Annotated in this window: 20 protein-coding genes; 12 read left to right on the forward strand and 8 right to left on the reverse strand. The window is 62.2% G+C overall.

Annotation, left to right across the window (positions count from 1 at the left end; genetic code table 11):
* The first annotated feature begins 142 nt into the window (after positions 1-142).
* The 3 genes from tsaE to addA are packed head-to-tail and all read left to right on the forward strand — an operon-like array spanning position 143 to position 7,070.
* Entirely contained in the window at positions 143-577 is a 435-nt protein-coding gene (tsaE, locus tag ABHV46_RS09635; RefSeq protein ID WP_336945787.1) for a tRNA (adenosine(37)-N6)-threonylcarbamoyltransferase complex ATPase subunit type 1 TsaE, read from the forward strand.
* A complete protein-coding gene (addB, locus tag ABHV46_RS09640; protein WP_438381276.1) occupies positions 574-3,555 on the forward strand; it encodes a double-strand break repair protein AddB in 2,982 nt (993 codons plus the stop codon). The genes tsaE and addB overlap by 4 nt, the downstream gene beginning before the upstream one ends.
* A complete protein-coding gene (gene addA, locus ABHV46_RS09645) occupies positions 3,552-7,070 on the forward strand; it encodes a double-strand break repair helicase AddA (protein WP_438381277.1) in 3,519 nt (1,172 codons plus the stop codon). Before addB ends, addA begins: the two co-directional genes overlap by 4 nt.
* A 185-nt stretch (positions 7,071-7,255) precedes the next feature.
* On the opposite strand, the gene ABHV46_RS09650 is transcribed toward addA, so the two are convergent.
* A complete protein-coding gene (locus ABHV46_RS09650) occupies positions 7,256-7,522 on the reverse strand; it encodes a hypothetical protein (protein ID WP_336945790.1) in 267 nt (88 codons plus the stop codon).
* The gene (locus ABHV46_RS09655; protein ID WP_438381278.1) at positions 7,519-8,526 is read right to left on the reverse strand and encodes a VOC family protein; all 1,008 of its coding nucleotides are present in this window, start codon (positions 8,524-8,526) and stop codon (positions 7,519-7,521) included. The genes ABHV46_RS09650 and ABHV46_RS09655 overlap by 4 nt, the downstream gene beginning before the upstream one ends.
* Before the next feature lie 178 nt (positions 8,527-8,704).
* On the opposite strand from ABHV46_RS09655, the gene trxA reads away from it, so the two are divergent.
* Positions 8,705-9,031 (forward strand): thioredoxin TrxA, encoded by a 327-nt coding sequence (trxA, locus tag ABHV46_RS09660; protein WP_025840568.1) that lies wholly within the window; start codon positions 8,705-8,707, stop codon positions 9,029-9,031.
* Between the two features lie 33 nt (positions 9,032-9,064).
* Here the strand turns inward: trxA and hpnK are convergent, their stop codons facing one another.
* From hpnK to ABHV46_RS09680, 4 genes are all read right to left on the reverse strand, one after another.
* The gene (hpnK, locus tag ABHV46_RS09665) at positions 9,065-9,922 is read right to left on the reverse strand and encodes a hopanoid biosynthesis-associated protein HpnK (protein ID WP_438381279.1); all 858 of its coding nucleotides are present in this window, start codon (positions 9,920-9,922) and stop codon (positions 9,065-9,067) included.
* Between the two features lie 6 nt (positions 9,923-9,928).
* Positions 9,929-11,353 (reverse strand): hopanoid biosynthesis associated radical SAM protein HpnJ, encoded by a 1,425-nt coding sequence (hpnJ, locus tag ABHV46_RS09670; protein WP_438381280.1) that lies wholly within the window; start codon positions 11,351-11,353, stop codon positions 9,929-9,931.
* Between the two features lie 109 nt (positions 11,354-11,462).
* Complete coding sequence (hpnI, locus tag ABHV46_RS09675) at positions 11,463-12,650, reverse strand: bacteriohopanetetrol glucosamine biosynthesis glycosyltransferase HpnI (protein WP_438381281.1); 1,188 nt, start codon at positions 12,648-12,650, stop codon at positions 11,463-11,465.
* A gap of 54 nt (positions 12,651-12,704) precedes the next feature.
* A complete protein-coding gene (locus ABHV46_RS09680) occupies positions 12,705-13,379 on the reverse strand; it encodes an ABC transporter substrate-binding protein (protein ID WP_438381282.1) in 675 nt (224 codons plus the stop codon).
* Positions 13,380-13,878: 499 nt separating this feature from the next.
* On the opposite strand from ABHV46_RS09680, the gene hpnH reads away from it, so the two are divergent.
* From hpnH to ABHV46_RS09705, 5 genes are all read left to right on the forward strand, one after another.
* On the forward strand, positions 13,879-15,066 hold the full coding sequence (gene hpnH, locus ABHV46_RS09685) for an adenosyl-hopene transferase HpnH (RefSeq protein ID WP_336945796.1): 1,188 nt from the start codon (positions 13,879-13,881) through the stop codon (positions 15,064-15,066).
* Between the two features lie 152 nt (positions 15,067-15,218).
* Positions 15,219-16,511, forward strand: a complete 1,293-nt coding sequence (locus ABHV46_RS09690; protein WP_336945797.1) for a hemolysin family protein — start codon at positions 15,219-15,221, stop codon at positions 16,509-16,511.
* 66 nt (positions 16,512-16,577) lie between these two features.
* A complete protein-coding gene (locus tag ABHV46_RS09695) occupies positions 16,578-17,381 on the forward strand; it encodes a hypothetical protein (RefSeq protein ID WP_438381283.1) in 804 nt (267 codons plus the stop codon).
* Positions 17,375-17,506 (forward strand): hypothetical protein, encoded by a 132-nt coding sequence (locus tag ABHV46_RS09700; protein WP_438381284.1) that lies wholly within the window; start codon positions 17,375-17,377, stop codon positions 17,504-17,506. Before ABHV46_RS09695 ends, ABHV46_RS09700 begins: the two co-directional genes overlap by 7 nt.
* Positions 17,503-18,126: an ATP-binding cassette domain-containing protein gene (locus ABHV46_RS09705; protein WP_438381285.1), complete on the forward strand. Its 624-nt coding sequence runs from the start codon at positions 17,503-17,505 to the stop codon at positions 18,124-18,126. The genes ABHV46_RS09700 and ABHV46_RS09705 overlap by 4 nt, the downstream gene beginning before the upstream one ends.
* A gap of 15 nt (positions 18,127-18,141) precedes the next feature.
* On the opposite strand, the gene ABHV46_RS09710 is transcribed toward ABHV46_RS09705, so the two are convergent.
* Positions 18,142-20,148: a transglycosylase SLT domain-containing protein gene (locus ABHV46_RS09710; protein ID WP_438381286.1), complete on the reverse strand. Its 2,007-nt coding sequence runs from the start codon at positions 20,146-20,148 to the stop codon at positions 18,142-18,144.
* Positions 20,149-20,329: 181 nt separating this feature from the next.
* Complete coding sequence (locus ABHV46_RS09715; RefSeq protein WP_438381287.1) at positions 20,330-21,115, reverse strand: uracil-DNA glycosylase; 786 nt, start codon at positions 21,113-21,115, stop codon at positions 20,330-20,332.
* 51 nt (positions 21,116-21,166) lie between these two features.
* On the opposite strand from ABHV46_RS09715, the gene ABHV46_RS09720 reads away from it, so the two are divergent.
* The 3 genes from ABHV46_RS09720 (at position 21,167) to ABHV46_RS09730 (ending at position 24,392) form a co-directional block, all read left to right on the forward strand.
* The gene (locus ABHV46_RS09720; protein ID WP_438381288.1) at positions 21,167-22,972 is read left to right on the forward strand and encodes a tetratricopeptide repeat protein; all 1,806 of its coding nucleotides are present in this window, start codon (positions 21,167-21,169) and stop codon (positions 22,970-22,972) included.
* 8 nt (positions 22,973-22,980) lie between these two features.
* The gene (locus ABHV46_RS09725; RefSeq protein ID WP_438381289.1) at positions 22,981-23,874 is read left to right on the forward strand and encodes a 4-(cytidine 5'-diphospho)-2-C-methyl-D-erythritol kinase; all 894 of its coding nucleotides are present in this window, start codon (positions 22,981-22,983) and stop codon (positions 23,872-23,874) included.
* Between the two features lie 131 nt (positions 23,875-24,005).
* Positions 24,006-24,392 (forward strand): hypothetical protein, encoded by a 387-nt coding sequence (locus ABHV46_RS09730; RefSeq protein ID WP_035442520.1) that lies wholly within the window; start codon positions 24,006-24,008, stop codon positions 24,390-24,392.
* Position 24,393: the final 1 nt, after the last annotated feature.

Here is a 24,393-nt window from a genome sequence, read left to right on the forward strand (position 1 = left end):
AGTATGAGACAGGTGCGATCTGAAGTCTTGCGGACGCAAGTATGATGGAGCGGGACGAAAGGGGCTTGCTCCTTTCTGGGGGGCGGGCTGGGCCCTGCGCTTGCCTCTACCCATCGCGTGAGCCCGGCTTTACACTGTCGGCATGAGCGAAATCGACCTGCCCGATCAGTCTGCCACAGAAGCTTTTGCCGCCCGTCTGGCGGGACTGGCGCGGCCGGGGGACGTGATTGCGCTGCATGGCGAAATGGGCATGGGGAAGAGCGTGTTCGCTCGTGCCTTTCTCAGGACGCTCGCGCAGGATCCGGCGCTTGAAGTGCCGAGCCCGACCTTCTCGCTGGTTCAGACTTACGACACGATCAAGGGCACCGTGGCGCATTTCGATCTGTGGCGCCTCAACGGGCCGGACGCGTTGTTCGAACTGGGTTGGGACGAGCTTCAGGAGGGCATCATTCTGGTCGAGTGGCCCGAACGTGCAGAAGACGAACTCCCCGATCATGCGCTGCATCTGGCCTTCACTCAGGGGGATGAGGAAGAAGCGCGCACAGTGACCCTTACGGGATGGAGCGACCGGCTGTGATTCTCGCGACCATCCCGGCAGACCGTTCCTTTCTCGACGATGTCGCACGACGCTGGCTTGAGGGAGATACAGCGCAGGATGACGCCAATGCGCTGATTCTCGTGCCGGGGCGTCGCGCAGCGCGCAATCTCACCGAGGCGTTTCTGCGCTGTCTTGACGGCAAGGCGGCGCTGTTGCCGCGCATTCTGCCTGTAGGCGATGTGAGCGAAGACGATCTGGCGCTTTCGGGTGTCGAGGCGTTTTCCTTTCCTGCTGCGGTCGATCCGCTGCGCCGCCTGTCGGTTCTGGCGGCGCTGGTCTTGCGCGCAAAGGGCGTGTTCAGCGCAGAGCTGACGCTCGAGCAGGCCTGGCCGCTCGCTTCTGCTCTGGCGGAATTGATGGATGATGCCGAGCGCGTGGGAGTGGATCTGCGCGAGCGCCTGCCCGATGCTGCCGAGCCGCGCTTTGCCGATCATTGGCACAAGACACTGCAATTTCTGCATATCGTCACTGAAGCCTGGCCCGTCTGGCTGGCCGAGACCGGGTTGATGAATCCCGTGGCGCGTCAGGTGGCGGTGCTCAGGGCGCAGGCCGAACGCTGGATGCAGGCGGCGCCGCAGGGCAGGCTCTGGGCGGTCGGATTTACCGATGGCATGTTTGCCGTCTGCGCTATTCTGCGTGCCGTGCTTGAGGCGCCTCAGGGCTGCGTGATCCTGCCCGGCGTCGATCTCGATCTGCCCGAAACGCTGTGGGAAACCCTGCCGGAAAGCCATCCGCAATCGGGTTTCCGACGACTTATCAACGATCTGGGTGTTTCCCGTGAAACCATCGCCCTGTGGGATGATGGGGTGTCACCGCAGAATGGTGCCGCCCGCGAGACGCTACAGGGTCGTATCGCTCTGGCAGGTCTGACGATGCGCCCCATGGAAGGACTGTCTGCCTGGGGCGAGGATAATGCCCCCTTGTCCCTGACCGGAATTACACGTCTCGACGCTGCCGATCAGCAGCAGGAGGCGGCCAGTATCGCCATGATCCTGCGCGAGGCGGTCGAACATCCCGGCAGAACGGCCTCACTTGTCACGCCGGATCGCGCTCTTGCCCGACGCGTTGCCACGGAACTGTTGCGCTACGGGATCGTCGCCGATGACAGTGCGGGCGAAAGTCTTGCGCTCAGCCCTGCCGCTATTCTGTTGCGTCTTTTGGCGGAAGCGGCGGCGGATAATCTCGCCCCTGTGGCGCTTCTGGCGTTGCTGAAACATCCGCTCGTGGCGCTGGGCAGCACACCGGGTAATTGCCGCGCCACGGCGCGTCGTCTGGAACGGCTGGTGCTGCGGGGGCCTGCGCCGCCGCCGGGGATGAAGGGCCTGCGTCAGGCGCTCGACCGTCAGGACCAGAGCGAGGCTGAGAGTGCCGATCGCCCCGATCAGGCCGAGCCGCTCGATCTGTTTCTCGACCGTCTGGACGCGGCTGTGTCGCCTTTGCTGAATTGCGGCGCCCTGCCTCTGCCGCAATTGCTGACGCGACTCATTCAGGCGGCGGAAGCTCTGGCCAGCACGCAGGAGCAACCGGGAGAAGAGCGTCTGTGGATGGGGGCAGAAGGTCATGCCCTGTCGCGCCATCTGGTCGGGTTGATGACCCATGGCGCGGTTTTGCCGCCGCAGGGTCTGGCGGGGTTGCCTGCTTTCCTGCTGGCGTCGATGGCGGGGAAGATGGTGTTCGGCCAGCGCGTGTTGCAGGGGCGCGATGGCGAAGCGCTCCATCCGCGCGTGTCTATTCTGGGTGTGCTGGAAGCGCGTCTGCAATTTGCCAATCTGGTTATTCTGGGCGGCCTGAACGAGGGAATTTGGCCCCCCGCAACCGATCCCGGCCCCTGGTTGAGTCGCCCCATGCGCACACGCGCCGGTCTGCCGTCGCCCGAAAGGCTGATCGGCACGGCAGCGCATGATTTCACCACCGCTTTTCTCTCGGGTGAGGAAATCGTGTTGTCGAGCGCGGCCAGACGCGATGGCGCTCCTGCCGTTCCGGCGCGATGGCTGGTGCGTCTCGACGCCCTGCTCGAGGGGCGGGGCCAGAAGCTGCCTGCCCATCCTGCCCTGATGTGGCAGGCGGCCATGGATCAGCCTTCAGGCCCGGCACGCCCCGTCTCCCCGCCGGAGCCACGCCCGCCCGTTGCCTTGCGCCCGCGTCGACTTTCGGTGACCGAAATCGATTCCTGGCTCCGCGATCCCTATGCGATCTATGCCCGCCATGTGCTGAAGCTGAAGGCGCTGCCCGCGCTGGAAGAAGCCGCTGATCGCTCCGATATCGGCGTCGTAGTTCATGACGGGATCGATCTCTGGCTTAAGCAGGGGCAGAAGGGCGGCCGCGCCTTGCATGAGTGTCTGCTTGCCGTGCTTGAGGCCCGTGAGCTGCGCCCGGCCCTTGCCGCCTGGTGGCGCCCGCGTGTGCTGCGCATTGCCGACTGGGTTTGCGAGCGCGAGGCCCAGCGCGAGAAACCGGCCCAGCTCAAGACCGAGCTGAAAGGCACGCTTACCCTGACCCCGCCTTACGCCCCGTTCCGTCTGACTGCCCGCGCCGACCGGATCGAGATCGGGCGGGACGGACGCGCCACGATTATCGATTATAAGACAGGCACTCTGCCCAAGGTGAGCGATGTCGAAGCCGGATGGAGTTCGCAGCTCGTGCTTGAAGCCGCCATGCTGCGTCTTGATGGTTTTGTCGATCTGCCTGCGGCGGAAACGGCGTCATTGCTTTACTGGCGCCTGACGGGTGACCGCCATCGCGGTGAGGAGCTCAGCGTGCCGCGCAAGCCGGAAGATCTCGACTCCCTCATCGATTCAGCGCTCGACAGGCTGCGCCGACGCGTTGAGATATTCGACGATCCGAACACAGCCTATCGCTCCCATCCTCACCCCGATTATGTGCCGCGCTACAGCGATTACGCCCATCTGGCCCGCGTTTCGGAATGGAGCGCCGCGCGCGAGGAGGGCGGGGAATGAGCGAACTGGTAAAAATGAACGCGCAGGTCATTGCCTCGGCCAATGACATTCAGCGGCAGGCTTCCGATCCGCTGGCGTCGGTTTTCGTCTCGGCCTCGGCGGGGAGCGGCAAGACGAAACTGCTTATCGACCGCCTGCTGCGCCTGATGCTGCCGGTTCTGATGCCCGACCCCGAGACAGGAGCGCCGGTCTTGCTGCCGGGTAGCGATCCGGCGCGCATCCAGTGCCTGACCTTCACCCGGGCGGCGGCGGCAGAGATGGCCAACCGTCTGCAATCCCGTCTGGGGCGCTGGGTGTCTCTCTCCGATGCGGCGCTCGATTGCGAATTGCACGGGCTCAGCGTGCCGGTGTCGCCCGAAACCCGTCAGGCGGCGCGCGCTCTGTTCGTGCGTGTGCTCGATCTGCCGGGGGGCATGAAGATCGGCACGATTCATGCTTTCTGTCAGTCGCTTCTCAGGCGCTTTCCGCTCGAAGCGGCTATCAATCCGCATTTTACCCTGATGGAAGAGACCGATTCGAGCCTCGCTCTGGCCAATGCCATCGAGCAGACGCTGTCTCGTGCCAAGGGTGACGCCGCGATGGAAGCGCGTCTGACGCTTCTGGCTGGTCAGGTCGGGCTTGAAGACTATCTCGACCGCATCAGGGCGTTGCAGGGGCGTGTGTCGCGTCTGAGGCAGAGCTTTGCGCGCTGGCAGATCGAGCCGGGCGCTATTGAACGCGCCTATCGCAAGGCCTTCGGTGCCGGGGACGAAGTCGATCTGGCAGACCTCGAAGCGCAGCGCTGTGCTTCACCGCAGGAAGACGCTCTGCGTCGATGCGCGCAGGAGGCGCTGCCGCTCGGCACGGCCACGATGCAGGCGACGCTGGGCAAGATGCTCGACGCGCTGTCCCGACCGGCTTCCGAGCGCGATCCGGTTCTTTGGACCGATCTTTTCGTGACAGGCACCGGCACGCCACGCGCGGCGCGCGCTTTCGTGCCTGCCGCCATTGCCCGCGACCGGCTGCACATCATGGAGGCCTTCACCGCTGAGGCCGAGCGGGTCATCGCGCTGGATCGGGCGATCGCCGTGCAGCGCCTGATTGCGCTCAATCTGGCGCTTTTTGCCCTCGCCGCGCCCACTCTGGAGCGTTATGCGCAGGACAAGACGCTGCGCGGTCTCGTCGATTATGACGACCTCATCGCCAGCACGCGCGATCTGCTGCGCGATCCGGGTGCCTCCTGGGTATTGTACAAACTCGATGGCGGTCTCGATCACCTGTTGCTCGACGAGGTGCAGGACACGTCTGCCGCGCAATGGGAAATCGCAACGGCGCTGATCGAGGAATTCTTCGTGGGTGAGAGTGCCCGTGAGATGGACGGTCGCCCGCGTACCGTCTTCGCCGTGGGCGATTTCAAGCAGTCGATCTACGCGTTTCAGGGCGCCGATCCTCAGGGCCTGTTCGGCGCGAGAGACCGGTTCCGCGAAATGGTACTCGGTGCAGAGCAGGATTGGCGCACGCCCGAGATTGGTGTTTCGTTCCGTTCTGTCACGCCGGTGCTCGATCTGGTCGATGCGGTGTTCACCAGCCCGCTCGCGGCAGACGGGTTGCGTGAGCCGGGGCGGGAGGCGCTGCCGCCGCATCGCTCCGCCCGTCCCGGTCAGGGCGGGCGCGTCGAACTCTGGCCTTTGGTCCCAAAAGACGAAAAAGACGCCATCGACGACCCCTGGGCGGCGCCTTCCGGCAATGCCGGTCAGAGTCGTGCCCCGCAGAAACTGGCCGATACGCTGGCTCAATGGATTGCCCGGCAGATCGGCAAGCCGCCCCAGCCGGGCCAGGCGCCGCTTCGTGCGGGCGAGGTGCTGGTGCTGGTGCCGCGCCGCTCGGCCTTTCTGCGTGCGCTGATCCGGGCACTGAAAGGGCAGGGTGTCGAGGTCGCCACCCTCGTCGGTGTCGGGTTGACCGATTCGCTGGCGGTGCAGGATCTGATGGCGCTGTGCCATGCGCTGCTTCTGCCTCAGGATAATCTGACGCTTGCCGCCGTGCTGACCTCGCCTTTTGGTGGGGTCAGCGATAGCTCTCTCATGGATCTGGCCATGGAACGCGGTGAACGCCCGCTTTGGACCGTTCTGCGCGAACGTCATCGCGAGCGACCCGAATGGCAAAGTGCGTGGGAGCGTCTCTCCGCCCTTCAGACCCGTATCGACTTTGCCACCCCCTATCAGATTCTCGCCGATGCGCTGGGCCGCCATGAGGGCCGCGCCCGCGCGCTGGCCCGGCTCGGGCCGGAGGCGGCGGAACCCCTCGATGATCTGCTTTCTGCAGCCCTGCGTTTCGAAGCGCTCCACGCGCCCTCGATGCAGGGTTTTCTGCACTGGCTCGGCTCCAGCAGCCTGACGGTCAAACGCGAGGCAGAAGCCGAGATCGATGCCGTGCGCATCATGACCGTGCATGGCTCGAAGGGGTTGCAGGCCCGTCTGGTGATTCTGCCCGATATGACGGGAGAGGTGCAGGGCGAAACGAAATTGCTCTGGACGCGCGAGAGCGGGCTCGACCTGCCGGTCTGGATGCCGGGCAGGGAACTGCCTTCCGCCCTTGGCGAAAAACTCAAGGAGCAGGAGAAGGCCGCCGCTCAGGCAGAGCGCAATCGCCTGCTCTATGTCGCTCTGACACGCGCCAGCGACTGGCTTGTGGTGTGCGGCTGGGAGCCCCGACGCAAGCAGAGCGACACCTCATGGTATGCGCTGTGCGAGGCTGGTTTTGCGGCGCTGGGTGCGGCAAGCCATCCTTTCGATGGCGGGTGGGAAGGCGAGCGTCTGGTGATCGAGGCGGAACCCGAGAGCGCGCTTTACGCCCCCAAGGCAGTCGTGCCTCTGCCCTCGATGCCCATGCCTGTCCTGTTCGGGCAGGCGCCGGGCTGGTATGCGCGCCCAGCCCCGCATGAGGCGCCGCTCACCCGGCCCCTGGCCCCCAGTCGGCCGGATAACGCGTCTTACGGCGCCGCCCCACCCGCCCTGTCTCCCCTTCAGGTCGCTGCCGGACAGGAAAACGGACGCAGGCGCGCGCTCGATCGCGGTATGCTGGTGCATCGTCTTCTGCAATGGCTGCCCGATCGCGATGCGGCGGAATGGCGTTTTCTTGCCGAGGATTTCCTCGCCCAGCCCGCGCATGGCCTCGCGCGGGAAGAAATCGAGCGTCTGGTGACGCAGGTTCTCGCTATCCTGACGGATGAGACGCTCGCCCCGCTTTTCGCCCCCGGCAGTAAGGCGGAACAGCCTATCACCGGGCTGGCTTTCGGTCAGGTCGTGCTCGGGCAGGTCGATCGTCTGCGTGTGATGGAAAATCGCGTCATGCTCTGCGATTTCAAGACGAACCAGTACCCGCCCCGACCGGGTCAGGCCGTGCCCGCTGCCTACAGGCGCCAGATGACTGCTTATGGTGCGGTGCTCAGGCAGCTTTACCCGGAGCATGAACTCGTCATGGCGCTGGTCTGGACCGAAGGCCCGACCATCAGCCTCGTAGAGATGGAGAATTAGCGCCGCCGATCGAACGGCCTGAGGCTTGTGCTATGCAGTTGGGACTTTCATGAATACGGCATCTGCCCGCATCGATTGCGACCCGCGCGCCGAAGCGTTTTCGGGATGTCAGTACGTGAGGAGCGTGTCGCGCTCGATTTAGCCTGCCCGGCGTTTCATCACCGAAGGGTCAGGCAGGGTTCCGTTCAATGGCGGTAACGATCGCCACCATGACCGCCGTAACGGGGGCCGCGATTGCCGCGCCTGTCGTCGTAACGCTGGCGATAGCCAGGGCCACCCCAGCCGCGTCCGGTATAATGCGGGCCGACGGAATAACCGCCATTCCAGCCCTGCCGTCCCCACCCTCCGGGATAGCCGTAATAGCCGCCACCATAACCGTCATAGCCGCCACAGCCCGACAGGCCGAGGGAAGAAATCGCCGCAAGGGCGAAAAGGGCGGATGCTTTTTTCACCGGGGCAGGGCTCCTTCGAGCATGTCTTTCTGGGATTCGATCACACCGAATACGGCACCCCCCGGATCGGCCAGAACGGCAATCTGGGCGCCATCACGATCGACATGGGTCGGAACGATAACGCGCCCGCCAAGAGCCTGCGCCCTGTTCGAAACAGCCGCGCTGTCGCGAACTTCGATGAACTGAATCCAGCGCGCCCTGTCACGCGGTTCCATGCCCGGTGGCAAAGTATTGATGCTGGCGCGCTCCTTGTCCTGTGAGGTGAGCATGTAATGCTGGGGGCTGTCGGCTTCGGGGGAAGCGACGATCTTGTAGTTGAAGAGGAGCTGGTAATAGCCCGCAGCCGCTCTCGGAGCCGGGGAAAGCAGCGTTGCCCACGACCAGCTGTTCAGAACCGGATCGCTATCGCGGTCGACAGGATCGCCGGACTGGGCGCTGAGGGCGGCATAGAGGCCGTGCTGCGGGTCGGAGACAATCACCGCCTGACCCAGACCGGCGATGGGTCTGGGACCGAAAAGCGTCTTGCCGCCCTGCTGCTTCGTGACACGGGCCACAGTCGCCGTGTCAGAAGTGGACAGGAATGGCATCCAGAAAGGCACGTCGTGCCTGGGGTCGTCGAGTTTGTGAGCCACGATCATGCCGACAGGCTGGGTGCCGAGGGTAATTTCCACACGCGGGGTCTTGCCATCGTTGACGGGGCGAAACCCCCAGCCAAACAGCGCACTATAGAAGCGCTCCGCTCCGGCGAGATCGGGCGTGACAAGCATCGAGAACACGATTTTTCCTGGCAGCAGGCGATGCGTGGCGGGCGATGTCAGAGGGGTGAGTGCGCCCGGTGTCGAGGGGGGCACGATCGCCCGGACTGGCAGGGACTCGGACGTGTAATCCTCGGGAGCAGGAGGCATCGGCGCCAGCGCAGGCTGGGCAAGAGCGAGGGGAGCCACGGTCAGAAGGCTCGTGCCACAAAGCATGGCAAGCCAGAATCCGCGCGAAACATGACGCATCGACGAAAGAACCCCTCGGATGATGTGATTAGCCTCTCCCTAAAAACGTTTGCGTATCCGTTCTGTTTCCTGACGTGAGGCGATTCCTGCTTCACTAGCTCTTGAACGCCTTGCCTGAACTGCTGATATGTCTTGTTGAGACGGACCCGACCGGTCTGCATTGCGAATGGAGAACAGGATGAGCGACAACACCGTAGCTGTCAGCGACAGCGGTTTCGAAAAAGACGTGCTGCAGGCCGAAGGCCCCGTGCTGGTCGATTTCTGGGCAGAATGGTGCGGCCCCTGCAAAATGATCGCACCCGCGCTCGACGAGATCGGCGGCGAGTACAAGGGCCGTCTGACCGTCGCCAAGATCAATATCGACGAGAACCCCGAAGCGCCGACGCGTTTCGGTGTGCGCAGCATTCCGACGCTTATGGTCTTCAAGAACGGTGAAGTCGTTGCCCAGAAGACCGGCGCCCTGCCCAAGAGCGCGCTCAAGGCATGGGTCGACTCGGCACTCTGAGTCTCGAGGAGAGCCTTCTGGAACAGGGGGCTCTCAGGGGCGGGGAAGCGTGTTCCCTGCCCAGTCGCTCAGCACGATATCCGCTGAGCGTACGGCCTGACGCAGTTCGGGGCTTATCAGGGCATCGAACTCGCCACGTTGGTCGTATTCCGGCATGAGTCCTTGCAACAGCGCATTCTGTTCGAGCGCCGGGTGGAAATAAAGCTCGGACAGACCTTCAGGTAAATGCGGCATAAGCCCCGCCACGCGACCCGGCCGCATCTGGCCGCTCCAGGCCAGGCCGAAGCAATGATCGTTGGTGGTCATCCCTGCCCGTGCGATCTGATGGCGCAGCACCCCGCACCAGCGACGCAGAGCCGCCGCACCCAGTGAGTCGAAATGGGTCTCGGCGGCGGCAAGCGGCTCGGGCGGTTCGCAGGGCGTCCGCACATGGTGCAGACCGTAATGCTGCCCGGTTTCGATCATCATCCGCCCCACGGTCGGATGGAGATGCATATGCTTATGGGCATTGGCATGATCCAGCGTCAGGCCTGAGGCCATGAAAGCCCGGAACTGGGCCTCGATCTCCCGTAACAGGGCCCGTCGCGCTGCGGGACGGAAGAAATAGGAAACCCCCAGACCGAGCTGGCTGGTGCCGAACCGGTCATCGGGGGTCGCAATGGCCGGTATTGTGGCACCTGGCAGGGCAGTATCGCCCTCGATGACCACCAGATGCAGCCCGACACGCAGGTCGGGCAGTCTTTTGGCACGACGCACCGCATCGACGCTGGCGGGGCCAGCGACCATGAGGCTGGCCGTCGAGAGCAGCCCGTCACGATGGGCGATCTCGACGGCCTCGTTGACCTCTTCACTCAGGCCGAAATCATCGGCTGAGACGATAAGACGACGCATGAAAGATCAGGCGGCGTTACGGCCTTTGAGGAACTGGAAGAACTCCACACCCTCGCGCAGACGGCGCTTCATCATCTGCGGGCTGCGCACCATCTCGTTGACGATCGAGGCGATCTTCGGCGCACGGAAGTAGAATTTGCGGTAGAATTCCTCAACCGAGGCAAAGATCTCGGTATGCGACAGATGCGGGTAGTGCAGCGGGGCGATCTGCACGCCATGCTCGTCGATCAGTTCGGCTTCAGCCTCGTTGAACCAGCCATTCTCGGTAGCCTGCTTGTGCAGGGCCGTGCCGGGATAGGGTGCTGCCAGAGAGACCTGCAGCGTATGCGGGTTGATCTCGCGGGCGAACTGGATGGTTTCCTGAATGGTCTCCTTCGTCTCGCCCGGCAGGCCGACGATGAAGGTACCATGGATCTTGATGCCCAGCTTGTGGCAGTTCTTCGTGAACTCGCGTGCCGTTTCGACGCGCATGCCCTTCTTGATGTTGTGAAGGATCTGCTGGTTGCCGCTCTCATAGCCGACCAGAAGCAGGCGCAGCCCGTTTTCCTTCATGATCTTGAGCGTTTCGTAAGGCACGTTCGCCTTGGCATTGCACGACCAGGTTACGCCCAGCTTGCCCATTTCGCGGGCAATGGCTTCGGCGCGGGGCAGGTCATCGGTGAAGGTGTCGTCATCGAACATGAACTCCTTCACCTGCGGGAAATACTGCTTGGCGAGGCGGATCTCGGCGGCAACATGCTCGGGGCTGCGCGTGCGGTAGCGATGGCCGCCAACCGTCTGCGGCCAGAGGCAGAAGGTGCAGCGCGACTTGCAGCCACGGCCCGTATAGATCGAGATATACGGGTGCATCAGATAGCCGATGAAGTAGTCTTCGATCTTCAGGTCGCGCTTGTAGACCTCGGTCACGAAGGGCAGGCTGTCCATGTCCTCGATCATGGCGCGGTCACGATTGGCGATGATCTCGCCATCCTTGTTGCGCCAGGTGATGCCGTCGACATCCTTGAGATCGCGGCCTTCGGCGATTTCCTTGATCGTGAAATCGAATTCGTTGCGCGCCACGAAATCGATCGGGCTGCCCTGAGCCATCGATTCGTCGGGCTGCACCGCCACCTTGGCGCCAACCATGCCGATCATCAGATTGGGGTTGGCATCTTTCAGCATCTGGGCAACGCGTACGTCGGAGGCGAAAGACGGGGTGGAGGTGTGCATCACCACCAGATCGCGATTCATCACGTCTTTCAGGATCGGCTCCATGCCCATGCGCGACGGAGGCGCATCGATCAGGCGCGAGCCCTCGACCATGGCGGCGGGCTGAGCCAGCCACGTCGGGAACCAGAAGGAGCGGATCTCGCGCTTGGCCTGGTAACGCGAACCGGCTCCGCCATCGAAACCGTCGAATGAAGGGGGCTGAAGGAACAGCGTGCGCATCATGATGAAGAAAATCCTTGGATGAACCGTCGGATCGCAAGATCCGCAAAAGTGAAGGGGTCAGAAATTTCTGACGAATGCCTCAGCATATGGGGCCGAAACCCTGAAAAGTCTAATCTCCGGGCTCGACGGGTTGTATTGGCGGAGTAATCGGCGCGGCTCGACGGATGTGAAGCGTCTGCCCACGCCACTCCACGCGCTGGCCTCTCGCGCTGCCGACCATGATGGCGGCTGACAACCATTCTCGCAGGGGAAACAACCCGTAAACCGAAGGAGAAAGACGACCGAGGCAGCGATCGATCATGAGCGCCGCGAGAACGCGCACTGCCCAGACGCAGAGAAAGAACCACAGCGCCCAGCGCGCAGGCCAGCAGCAGAACAGCACGACGCTCGACCAGAAGAGCGGAAGCTGGATGGCAGAAAGTCCATACCCTACCGGCTCGACATTCTTGACCGTGCGCCCCCAGCGCAGCTCATGTTCGATCATGTGACCGGCAGTGGGCTCGGCCACTGTCGTCCAGGTCATGCATGGCGCTAGGGCGATGGCCTTGCCATGAGCACGGACAAGCTGCCCCAGAACGGCGTCGTCAGCCACATGATCGGCCAGTGCCCCAAGGCCGCCGACGCGCTCGAGAAGGGCGCGTTTCAGGGCCATCGTCGCCCCGAGGCAATCCTGTCGACCGAGCATCCGCGACATCATCACGCCGGGCATGAAATTGTGATTGATCTGCGATGCAGCGAATTCCCTGACCGTCGACGAAGAGGCGGGCAGACCGGCATAGAGCGTGGTAACAAGCCCCACATTGGGTTGGGAAAGCGTCGCGACCACATGGCGCAGATAATCGCGCTGCACATGAATATCCGAGTCGGAGATCACGAGGATGTCGTGTTTCGCCGAAGGATACATGTTGATGAGATTGGCGATCTTGCGGTTCGTGCCGTGTGTTGTCCCATCGATCATCAGTGCGATATCGCGCTCGGGATACTCGGTCGCGAGACGCCGGACGATCGCAATCGCGGTGTCGTCCTGTCTCTGGACGCCGAAAACGATCTGATACTCTGGATAATCCTGCTCGCAGAAGCTGCGCAGTGCGTCTTCCAGCAAAGGCTCATCCCCATGCAGGGGTTTGAGCACCGTGACCGCCGGGAGCGGCAGAACGGGGGATTCGGGTCTTGCGATGCGCCGCTTTTCACTACGTCGAAAGGCAGCGATCAGCCCGGCGCCGATAACTGATTGTGCACAGCCTGCGACGGCAAGGCAGGCTGATGCATAGCCGAGCCAGTTCAGAGCGAGAGCCACGTGACCCCTTTTCCCTTTTCAGGGCATGCTATCTGGGGAAACCGGCCGCGCATCTTAATTGTTCATGAACTTTGCGGTCTTGCGGTTGAGCAGGGTCACGAGAGCGTCGGCACCGCCCTTGGCCAGGGTCGAGCTGAAATCGGCGCGCTGCGCGGCGACCTGACTGATATGACCGTTGAGCAGAATATCGACGATGCGATAGCCCCCGCCCGAAGGCATCATCACATAATTGATGGCGGTCGATGAATCCCCGCCATCGCCGATCGTGGTGTTGACGATCGTGCTGCCGCCAGTCGGGGCAGGGCGCGTGGTCGGGCTGACGGTGAACTTGGCGCCCCCACCCTTCTTGAAGCTCGATACGTAGCGGGCGATCGTGAACTGGCGGAACGCCGCCAGCAGCCTGCTCTGCTCATCGGCCGAGAGCGTCGTGTAGCGCATGCCGATTGAATTATGCAGCACGGTCGAGAGATCGAAGCTGCGATCGATGACGGGGGCCACGATCTGGGCACGTGCCTCGGCTGTGCCGCTGGTTGGCGACTGGATCTGGCCAAGGGCGGCATAGAGATCGTTGATCGGGCTGACTGCGGCGGATTGGGCAAAAGCCGGTGCGAACAATGCAGAGGAGGACAGCGCGACAGGGGCAGAGAAAAGGGCCATCAGTCCCAGAACGGCACGACGCGTGCGCGCGGTACGGGCATTCTCGGGCACTCTGCTAGGAAACTGTGTCATGCTGCGTCCTCAAAATCTGTCCCGCTGATCGGGAGAGACATATGTCTGGATCCGTAGTCGGAAAGCTGGGGAGACTCCCTACAAAAACAAGTCATCCGGCGTTCAACTGCGGCGGCATATGTCCGACATAACGTCGAAAAGTGCAATCTTGTCGCCGTTTTGCAATAACGAAGGCAGCGAATTCGCGCATCGGCAGGAGCCGCGCAACAGATTTCAGCTTAAAATTTGGTTAGTTATTATGGATAAATGTCGCCAAAATGACACAGTAGGCGCTACGAAGCGTCTCCGATGTTGAGGGGAGGCCTGTGCACGGTGTATAGGCCACGTTTTACCATCCCGATCGTATCATTTTCAGTCTTGCACACCGACCCTTATTCCGGTGTTGTTTTTCGAAATCATATGACCAACGGGTCTTACGTATGACGGCGTCGCGGTAATCATGTCGGGCCTTTTCTGACACCGCGTCCGCATGTCATCTGGTGTAGGAGCATAGAGTTACATGGCCGTTCCATTGATGCAGGCCGTCCGTGTCGGACGCTATGTGGTCAAACAGCATATGCTGGGTCGCAAGCGCTATCCGCTCGTTCTGATGCTCGAGCCGTTGTTCCGCTGCAATCTGGCCTGCTCGGGCTGCGGAAAGATCGATTATCCGGCACAGATCCTGAACCAGCGCCTGAGCCTGCAGGAATGTCTGGATGCCGATGCCGAGGCAGACGCCCCCGTCATTGCCATCGCCGGTGGCGAGCCGCTTCTCCACAAGGAGATGCCCGAGATCGTCAAGGGGCTGACGGCGCGCAAGAAATACGTCTATCTCTGCACGAACGGGCTTCTGCTCGACAAGAAGCTCGACGATTACGAGCCCAATCCGTTCTTCTCATGGGATATTCATCTCGACGGCGACAAGGCGATGCACGATTCGTCAGTCTGCCAGGAAGGCGTTTACGAGCGCGCCGTTGCCGCCATTCGCAAGGCGAAGGAGCGCGGTTTCCGCGTTTCCATCAACTGCACCCTGTTTGACGGCGCCCAGCCCGAGCGCGTTGCGCGGTTTTTCGATGAAGTCATGGCGCTTGGCGTCGATGGCGTCATGACGGCACCGGGTTATGCCTATGAGCGTGCGCCGGATCAGGAGCACTTCCTGAACCGTCAGAAGACCAAGCAGCTCTTCCGCGATATCTTCCGTCTCGGCAAGGGCAAGAAGTGGCGCTTCACCCAGTCGCCGCTCTTCCTGAACTTCTTGGCAGGCAATGAAAACTATCATTGCACGCCTTGGGGCAAGCCGCTCCGTACGGTGTTCGGCTGGCAACGTCCCTGCTATCTGCTCGGCGAAGGCTATGCCAAGACCTTCAAGGAGCTGATGGACGATACGGCCTGGGAGCAGTACGGCACCGGCGCCTATGAGAAGTGCGCCGATTGCATGGTGCATTCCGGCTATGAATCCACAGCCGTCATGGATGCCGTTAAGCGTCCCTGGCACATCGCAAAGGTTGCGCTGTTCGGTCCCGAGACCGAAAAGCCGATGGTCCCCGAGATCTCTCTCGCGAACCAGCGCAAGGCCGAATACAAATACGAGGCTCAGGTGGCCGAGCAGGTTACCCTGCTCGAATCACGCAAGCCGGCCCGTGGGCCGCGCGTGCGCGTGCACAAGGCCGAAGACAAGCCGGTCGAAGTGGCTGACGCCGCAGACTGACGCTTTAGATTAGAGAGCGAGAGCCCTCAGGAGAGCCTGGCATGGCCTCGCTCTCCAGCGCTCTGGTCAAACAGGGCGTGACAGTTTTATCCTGAAAAGGCGGACATACGATGTGTATGTCCGCCTTTTCTTTTTTCCGAACGAAGGACCCCATGCTCACCCCCATTCTGGTCATCTGTCTTCTCATTGCGCTGAACAGCATTTTCGCCATGGGCGAAATGGCGCTGATCTCGGCCAAGCGACCGCGCCTTGCGGCGCTGGTCAAGCGGCAGGTGCGCGGGGCGGAGCGGGCGCTGCGTCTGGCGGATGAGCCGCATTCCTTTCTGCCGACCGTGCAGATCGGCATGACACTGGTGTCCATTCTCGAAGGCGCGTTCGGCGGGAGTCAGATCGAAGAGGATCTGGCGCTCCTGATCCGTCGCAGCGATCTGCTGCGTCCTTTCGCCAATGAGCTGTCCATTGGCATTGTGGTGATGGGCATCACCTTCGCCATGCTGGTCTTCGGAGAGTTGGTGCCCAAGCAGATCGCCTTGCAGCAGCCGGAAAAAATTGCGGCGCGCCTGTCCTTCATCCTTTCGGCGCTTCTGACCGTTTCGCGCCCGGTTGTGGCCCTGCTGAGTGGGGCGTCTTCTCTCGTTCTGCGCCTGTTCGGTGTCGGTGGCCTGACACGCGCGGCCATAACGGAAGAGGAACTGCGCGCCATTCTGGCCGAAGGCGCGCAGGCTGGCGTGCTTGAAACCGAAGAGCGCATCATGATCGAACGCCTGCTGCGTCTGGCCGATCGCCCCGTGCGGGCCATCATGACCCCACGTAACGAGCTGTTCTGGGTCGATCGTCATGCCAGTCGCGATGCGCTCATCGTCAAGCTGCGTCAGTCGACCTATACGCGCATTCTGGTCTGTGAGGGCGATGTGGACCACCCGGTTGGCGTCGTGCTGGCCAAGGACCTCATGGATCGTCTGCTTCAGGGTCTGCCCGTCTCCATCGAGGCGGCGCTGCGCCAGCCTATCGTGGTGCCTGACAGCCTGACCGCGCAGGACATGATCGAACGCATGCGTGGCGAGCGTCTGGGCATCGCTTTCGTGCTCGACGAATATGGTTCTTTCGAAGGGATCGTGACGCCTTCCGATATTTTCGAGGCGATCGTCGGCGATGAAAACGCCGAAAAGAACAAGACAGAGCGTGAAAACCCGCAGCAGCGGGATGAATATGTGCTTGATGGGTTCATGCCCGCCGATGAGGTGCGTTCAGTGCTCGATCTGCCGGATCTGCCCGCTGCCGGCAGTTATCACACGCTTGCCGGCGCCATTCTTGCCCTGCTGCGTCGCGTGCCTGCCAAGGGTGACAAGGTGGTATTCGCCGGATGGCTGTTCGAAGTGGTCGAGATGGAGCAGCGCCGCGTGACCAAAGTGCGTGCCAGCCGTCAGGTTCTGGCGGAAAATTAAACTAAAGCCATTTGTCACCCGCGCATTTGTAACGCTATCGTTCTGAATCGATCGGGCGGGAGACAAATGACAGGCTTGGGATCGGCAGTCGCAAAGCCGGGTTTTGCGTTTTTCCTCGGGCTGCGGGCCCGTTATCTGCTTCATGCTGGAAAAGCGCTGATGGTGCAGCGTTGGATGATGTTGATGGGGGCCGCACTGGCGTCGCCCTCCATCCCCTTCGTGGCCATTTTTCTGCATCTCGGCCATTTATCCCTTGCGGTGCTGGCGGGTCCGGGAGGTCTGAGGGCGCATTTCGTGGCAGTTTTGGCGGCCCAGGCCGCTTTTATCGCCTGGTCGCAAGGGCTGGGCGGATTCGCGCGTGGCGGTAGTTTTCGCGCCTTTATCGATACCTTGCCCATCACACCTCAGCACCGTCTGCTGATAACGGGGATACTTCTTGCGGCGCTCGATCTGCCGCTGTTTCTCCCATTCATCATCGGAGGTGCTCTGATCGGCTCGGCGTCGCTCTCGGCCCTTCCTCATTATAGTATGGCGTTGATCGTTTTCGTGGGGCTGGTCCTGCTCTTGCAGGCGGCGCTCGTCGAGCGTCTCTTCTCTCTCTGCGTCGCAATTTTTCTGGCCAACTCCCTGCTCGCCGCCGGATGTATGACGCAGCCATTCTGGTCGGGGGCTCTCTGCCTGATCGGGGCCGCCGGGCTCGGTGTGGCTGGTTTCATTCTGGTCGGTCGCGAGCCCGGACTCACCTCTCTCTCGATATGGCTGGCTGCCCGTCGGCGGGTTCCATCCTATGTCAGGGCAAAGCCTGTCGACCGGCTCGCACGCCTCTCCCCCGTGTTGCGGCTGCAATTGCGCAGGTTGCAATCGTGGTGACCTATGGTCTGTTGCTCTGCGCGATGCGGTGGAGCCTGTGCATCGATACGCGTTGGCGACCGATGGCCAGCGTATCTCTGAGCATTCTCTGGGTCAGTTTCATTCTGATGGAGGTGACGGCATGACTGCCATTCTGCGCTGTTCCGACCTCTGTGTGGCTTATGGTGGTCGACCCGTTCTCTCTTCGGTCAGCCTGTCGCTCGGCATAGGGTTTCATGGCCTGTGGGGAGCGAACGGAACCGGGAAATCGACCTTGCTGCGGGTGTTGTCCGGCGCGGTAAAGCCCGATCATGGCGATGTCTGGATTGCCGGAAAGCATATGGCGCGCGATCCCGTCGCAGCACGGAAAGGTCTGGCCTATGTGCCGGACGAGGTGGCGGTCTATCCGTTCATGACCGGGCGCGATCTGATGGCGCTTTGCGCCTGGGCGCGCGCAGCGCCGACAATATCGCCCGGATTGATAGAGGGGTTCGGCCTCACCCCGCATCTCGACAAGCGTTACGATGCGCTGTCTCTGGGCACGAGGCGAAAAATGCTGATCGCTTCCGCCTTCATCGGTGAGGCGGCGGTTCTTTTGATGGACGAGCCTGCGAACGGCCTCGATTCAGCGTCCCGCGCATTCTTCAGTGCGCTTCTGACCGAAAAATCCCGCTCGGCCTGCGTTCTGCTCTCGACGCATGACGGGGGATTTCTCGAAGCGCAGGGTGCGGCAATCATCCGTCAGGAGAGTCTTGGCCTCTCCTGACGGTGTCAGGCGCAATCAGTGCCAGGTGACCGGACGGGCGCTGGCGATTTCCTGCTCATCGGCAAAGCGCGGCCATTGAGCGCGGGCGAGCGCATGAAGCGACGGCGCGGGCAGGCCCAGCTTGTCGGCGTAGATCCAGAGATAGGCGAAGGCATGGTGAACGTAGTCGCGCGTCTCGCCATTAGGCAGCAGCTCCATGAAGAGCAGCGGATCGTGGATCTGCCCGGCTTCGTTCGGTGCGCCACCTTCCCAGCGTGCGATGGCACCCGGCCCCGCATTATAGGAAGCAAGTGTATGAATGAGATCGCCCCCCTTGGGAGCCTCTTCGGAACGCTCTGACAGACCGGCAAGATACTGCACGTAAAGCTGGCCGATTTCGAGATTGACGGCCGGGTTGTGCAGTCGCCCGACCATATCGGCAGGCACGTTGATGATGGCAACACCATGGGCGTCGAGAGCGGGTTTGGGGCCGCTCACGAAGCTGGCGGTCAAGGGGCGGATCTGCATCAGCCCATGCGCACCAGCGCTTGATGACGCCTTGGGGTCGAAATTGGATTCCAGACGGGTCAGCGCATAAACGAGCGCCGGGTCCATCTTGAAGCCGTGACGTGGGGCCAGTTGCGGGGTCGGGAACCCCGCAAGATGAGCCGGGCGACCGTCGCGGGCAGCAAGAATAGTGGCAATCTGTTCGGACAGGTCGTGCAGCCCTGCGGCTGCGGCCACGAGTTGCACCGAATGGCACAGGGCGGTGTCCGAGACGATGTCGGGCCACATGCGCCGTAGCAGGGCTTCGGCGCGCGAGGTTTCACCAATCTGAAGCAGGGCGAAGAGGCGGTGTCCCTGAGGGGTGGCGGCGACCGCTTCGATATCGATTTCACCCATGACTGGGATCGGGTTCTGAAGCGCCGTGGTGTCGTCGGCGGAGATGCCTTCATGCCCGTCATTTTGCGCCGGATCCTGCCCGGGTGTCATGCCTGCATGATGCAGTCCGAGCATTTGTCGTGCCAGAATGCCATAGAACGTGCCCGGCTCAGCGGCAGCGCGTTGCAGCCATGAGGTGGTCAGGGTCGGGGAATTGCCGAGATGGCGATGGGCCCGCGATGCCCAGTAGGCGGAGGCAGCGCGTAGCTCGTTGGTGGTCGTGCCTGCGCGTGAAGCCTGTTCGAAATAGCCCAGTGCCTCGTGCAACGCGCCCTGACGCCAGGCTGCAAGCCCTGCGACATATCCAGCATAGCCGAGCTGATGGGCGCTTTGGGTAAAGCCGTTACGGGCAGTTTGCAGCGCAAAGCCGGTTTCGCCCGCGCTGAGCATGCCCAGCGCAATCTCGGCCTTGAGCTGACCTGCATAGAGCGGCGTCATGCCAGGTGTGGAATCCACCAGCTTGACGGCACTCTGGCCGCCCTTGAGCCCCCAGGAAAGACGCTCGCCGATCGTGCGATCAAGCAGCGGATTGCGGTTGAGAATATGGGCCAGAGGGTCAGGGGCAGAGGGAGTGTTGGTGGATGACACATCGGATGGCGCGAGAGGTGTCGGAAAACTCTGCTGCGCGACACTGCCCTTGGGACTGATCGCGATCAGCAGGTTCTGAATGGCGCCTGCATCGGCCAGGCTTGAAAAGGTCTTGAGCCACAGGCGCAGTTGAACCGGCTCGGGATGATAGGCCGCGTTGAGATAGCGCTCGGCCAGCAGATCGCCGATGAGCACGCTGTCATGAGCCTCGCGCGACCGGGCGATGGCGGTTTCGAAATCGCCGGAACGCTGGGCACGGAAAGCCTCTTTCAGAAGCGCAGCATCTGAGGCGGAAAGGGGATGGGGAAGACCATTCGAACCTCCAGGCGCAGAGGAGCGCGGCGTAGCAAACGCCGTTTCCTCGCTCTGGGTGTTGTCATGATCGGCAGGGTTGAGCGTCGATTTGCTTTCCTGGGCACGAAGCGGATTGAACGTCGCTCCCGCCACAAGCACAGCGCACAGCATCAAGGCACGGGCGCTGTTACTCGACGCGAAATAAGAAATTCCTCGCATGGTGGAGATGCTGGTAGCCCCCCCTGCTCGATAAAGCAAGAGTGGCCAAAAAGTCACACCAAAGGAGTTCGCTATTCTAAGATCGTTTCTCGAATTCTACCAGAGGGATAACGCGGAAAAACCGCATTTTTCGGCCCCCAAATCACTTTTTTTTATAAAGCGTTTGCAACAGGGAGAATACTCACGACGAAGCGAGCGTTTCCGCCAGAAAAACGAGGTCTTTCCACATCTCCCGACGGGCTCTGGCGCTGGAAAGCAACTGCTGCGGGTGCTGCATGGCCAGCGCCTCGACCGCGCTACCGTCATCGAGTCGCAATCTGTGCCAAGCGCCGCGCGACCGGGCCATGCTTGCCTGCTCGTCGAGCAGGAGTCGCAGGGGAGTCAGGCCGAGAAGAATCAACCTTTCGGGACGTGCCTTGACGATGGCGGCGTTGAGCAGGGCGCGACATTCCCGGCTTTCGATCTGCGAGACGGCGCGCCCGCCGGGCGGACGCCAGGGCAGGGCAGGCGCCTGGGAGAGGCGGCTGCGGTCAAGCCCGATACTGGGCAGGATCATATCGAGCAGGCGTCCTGTTTCTCCCGCAAACACCTCGCCGGAGCGGTCTTCATCGGCATCAGGGGCATCGCCGACGAGCATCAGCGTGGCACCGGGCACGAAGCGCGGGCGCACGCTTGTCGATGCCGTGCGTGCAAGGGCGCATTCCGGGAAGGTCTCTACTCCCCAGGCCTGTGCGGCTTGCGTATCTACCAGGGATGGCCGTGGCTGCACGGGCGGCGTAACGTTCTGTCTCGCAGCGGGTGGGCGTGCCGGGCGTTGCCGCATGGCCTGAGGCAAAGAGAGGCTGGCCGCCCGGTCGAGCCTGTGCGGCGCGACGTCATCGAGCGCGCAATCGACGCCCCAGTCCCGATACAGGTCCAGCAGGGCGAGAATCTCGGAGTGGTCCTGACCGGACAGGGAAAGGGACATGGTTTCTTATCAGTTTGGTGTCTGAACGGGTTCAGTCTAGATTGTCACACGATGCAAACCAAGCGCTCTCCGTTCCGGCTCGTCCTTCTTGCCTGTCTGGCCCCTGTCACAACGGTGTCTGTTACCGCTGCCTCAGGCGCCGGGTCCCAGAGCGGTGTGGCGCTCATGGCGCCCGCCTACTCCCTCACGGGCAGTCTGCTAGGGAGCATCGTCTCGGTGCAGCGCAATAATGTGAGCGATGCCGACCATGCCCTCTACGGGGCCGTGATGCAGGGCTATCGTGACCCCGATTTCGTGCTCATGGCGCTGCGTTTTGCAGCGATGGATGCTGGGCCTGACTCTGCCGCAAGGGCAGTTGCACTTGCCGGGCTGATGCCACAGCAAAACCTGTCGCGCATCGTTCTCGGTACGGCAGCGTATCGCGACCGTCGCTGGAAAAGCGCCGAGGGGTTTTTCGCGCTCCACAGCAAGGAGACCGATGGCCTGTTACGCATGGCGGGCCGTGGCCTGCGCGACTGGTGTCATTACGGGTCGAACCCCGCCAACGGGCAGGAAGACGATATCGTGCTGCCTCAGAGCGGGATCGATCCGGTAACCTGGCTCGCGCTGTTGCAGCAGGCGCGCATCGCTTCTCTGCGGAACGAGGCGCGTACGGATAGTCTTTTCGACCAGCTCGATCGCAGCGCAGCCGCCGTGCCGCCTCTGCTGCGGGTCCAGGCGTTGCAATTCGAGGCTGACTGGCTTGCTTTTCGTCACCATGATGCCGAGGCTCGCCAGAGGCTTAAAAATGTCGGCAGTCTTCTGCCCGCTTTTCAGCTCGTCGCCGGGCGTCTGCGTCCGGGCCGGATCGGCAGTGATTTTTCTCCCAGTCAGGGGCTGGCAGAGTTCTATATCGGTGTCACCGCCCTTCTGGGCGATACGACAGCGCATGATGGCGGTAACGCCGGAGCGCCGAGCCCGGATGATGACAAGCTCAAGGATCTGCGTCAGCTCAAGATCCTGCTGTTGCGTCAGGCCCTGTTTCTCGACCCGGACCTGACGCTGGGCAAGATTCTGCTGGCCGAAGAACTGCGCAATGACGGCCAGCTCGACATGGCGCAATCGGCGCTCGATGGCGTAGCCGAGGACGATCCTCTGGCGCCGCTCTCGGACCATGCCCAGGCGCAGGTCGCGCTCAAGCGTCACGATCTGGATGCGGCGCTTCATGCGCTGGAGCGTGTGGTCAAGGCCAACCCGGATAACGCCGATATTCTGAACGAGCTCGGTGCGGTTCAGGACCAGCTCGGTCATTCCGAGGCCGCCATCGAGACGTTTACCCATGCGCTCAACCATGTGAGCGTAATGGAATCGCGTGTCTGGCCTCTGCTGCTGGGGCGCGCCATCGCCTGGGATCACCTCAAACGTCGCGACAAGGCCCAGGTCGATCTTGATCGCGCACTGGCACTGGCCCCTTCCGAGCCTGTCCTGCTGAATTACGCGGGCTATTCGGATGTCGAACATAACGAGCGCCCTGAACAGGCTCTTCTGCTACTGCGTCGCGCCATGGATATGGCGCCCGACGATGCCGAGATACGCGACAGCTATGCTTGGGCGCTGCTCAAGCAGAAGGGCGATCTTGCACAGGCGCTGCCTCTGCTTCTCTCTGCCGTCAATGCGGCGCCCGCCGATGCGGAGATCGCCTATCATCTGGGCGTCGCTTACTGGTATCAGGGGCGTCAGCTGGAAGCGCGCGATCAGTGGAGCCAGGCGCTCAACAACAAGCCCGAGCCCGAGACAAAGGCGCTGATCGATGCCGCCCTTGCCGGTGGGCCGGATCTGCCTGTCATGCGCGGGCGTGCCATTCCCTCGCCTCGATGAGTCCGCTGATGTTTTCTGCCCGTTCGCTGGCGCATGCCAAGATCAATCTGTTTCTGCACATCACCGCACGCCGCGAGAACGGCTATCACGAACTCGACTCTCTAGCCGTGTTCGCCGAGACAGCCGATGTGCTGACTTTGGTCGGCTCTTGCGCCCCGGAGCATGGCATGAGCCTCGAGATCGACGGGCCTTTCGGCAACGGGCTCGAAGCCGGGCCGGATAATCTGGTGCTGCGCGCCGCCGCGGCGCTGCGGAAGGCTGCTGGCCTGAATGACAACCTGCCCGCGTGGCAGATGCAGCTCACGAAAAACCTGCCTGTGGCTTCCGGTATCGGTGGAGGCTCGGCCGATGCTGCCGCCGCGCTGCGTCTTCTGGCGGCGGCCTGGCAGTGCGAAAATTTCGATCTTGCGCCGATCGCTGCCTCGCTCGGGGCGGATGTGCCGGTCTGTCTCGCTCAGAAAACCCAGCGTATGCAGGGTATCGGTGAGATACTGGTTGCAGCGCCGCGCCTGCCACGCTGTGCCATGGTGCTCGTCAATCCGGGTGTCGCCGTGCCGACGCCCGCTGTCTTTAGCGCCTGGAAAGAGTCCGGTGCATCGTTTCGCCCGGTCGCTTCGCTGCCGGCGCAGTGGGACGATGTGGCAGCCATGGCAACGAGCCTGCGATCAACTTCGAATGATCTACAGGCCCCGGCGATTGCTCTCTTTCCCATAATCGGGGAAGTTTTGAATAATCTGGAGCGTTCCGAATCCTGTCACTTTGCCCGCATGAGCGGTTCAGGAGCGACATGTTTCGGCCTTTATGACGATCTGGATGCGGCGCGTCACGCGGCACTGGCCCTGCGCGCTCATGGGTGGTGGGCAGAAGCAGGATGGGTCCAGAATGCGGAGGACCGGAGCTAGGGCGCCTGTTGCTTTTTGGGGCATTCTGACCGGATTCTGTTCTCTTTCATCGAGACACGGCTTTTAGAGCCCGGCCATCCCTGCGCGCGCCTGTCCACCTCGGAAAATGTAAAATAAGGGATCTTTCGGTCATGGGTGCAAGAATGCAGGTCATTCAGAAAGAAGATGGCACAGGCGCAACGCTCCGTTTTCTCGAAGGGAGCGGGATCGAAGGCGAGATCGACCTGACGCTCGATCAGCTCAGTCAGCTTATCACGAGCCTCGGTCGTGTGCGCTATGCCATGACGGCCAACCAGCCCCAGCCCCCGATCGGCAATGTGCCGTTCCTGCCGGTTTACAGCACGAACTGGGCGTTGCAGATCGATGCCCTTACCGAGGGATCGACCCTAGCTTATCAACATCCCGCTTATGGACCGGTCGGACTGGTTTTCGCACCCGAAGATATCGAAAAACTGCTTAAGGGTCTCAAACAGCATCGAGCGCTCATGGCCGCCAACACATCCCGCCAGCCGAGCTAGA

The sequence above is a fragment of the Asaia sp. BMEF1 genome (genome assembly GCF_051628905.1).
In the GTDB taxonomy this organism is placed as follows: Bacteria; Pseudomonadota; Alphaproteobacteria; order Acetobacterales; family Acetobacteraceae; genus Asaia.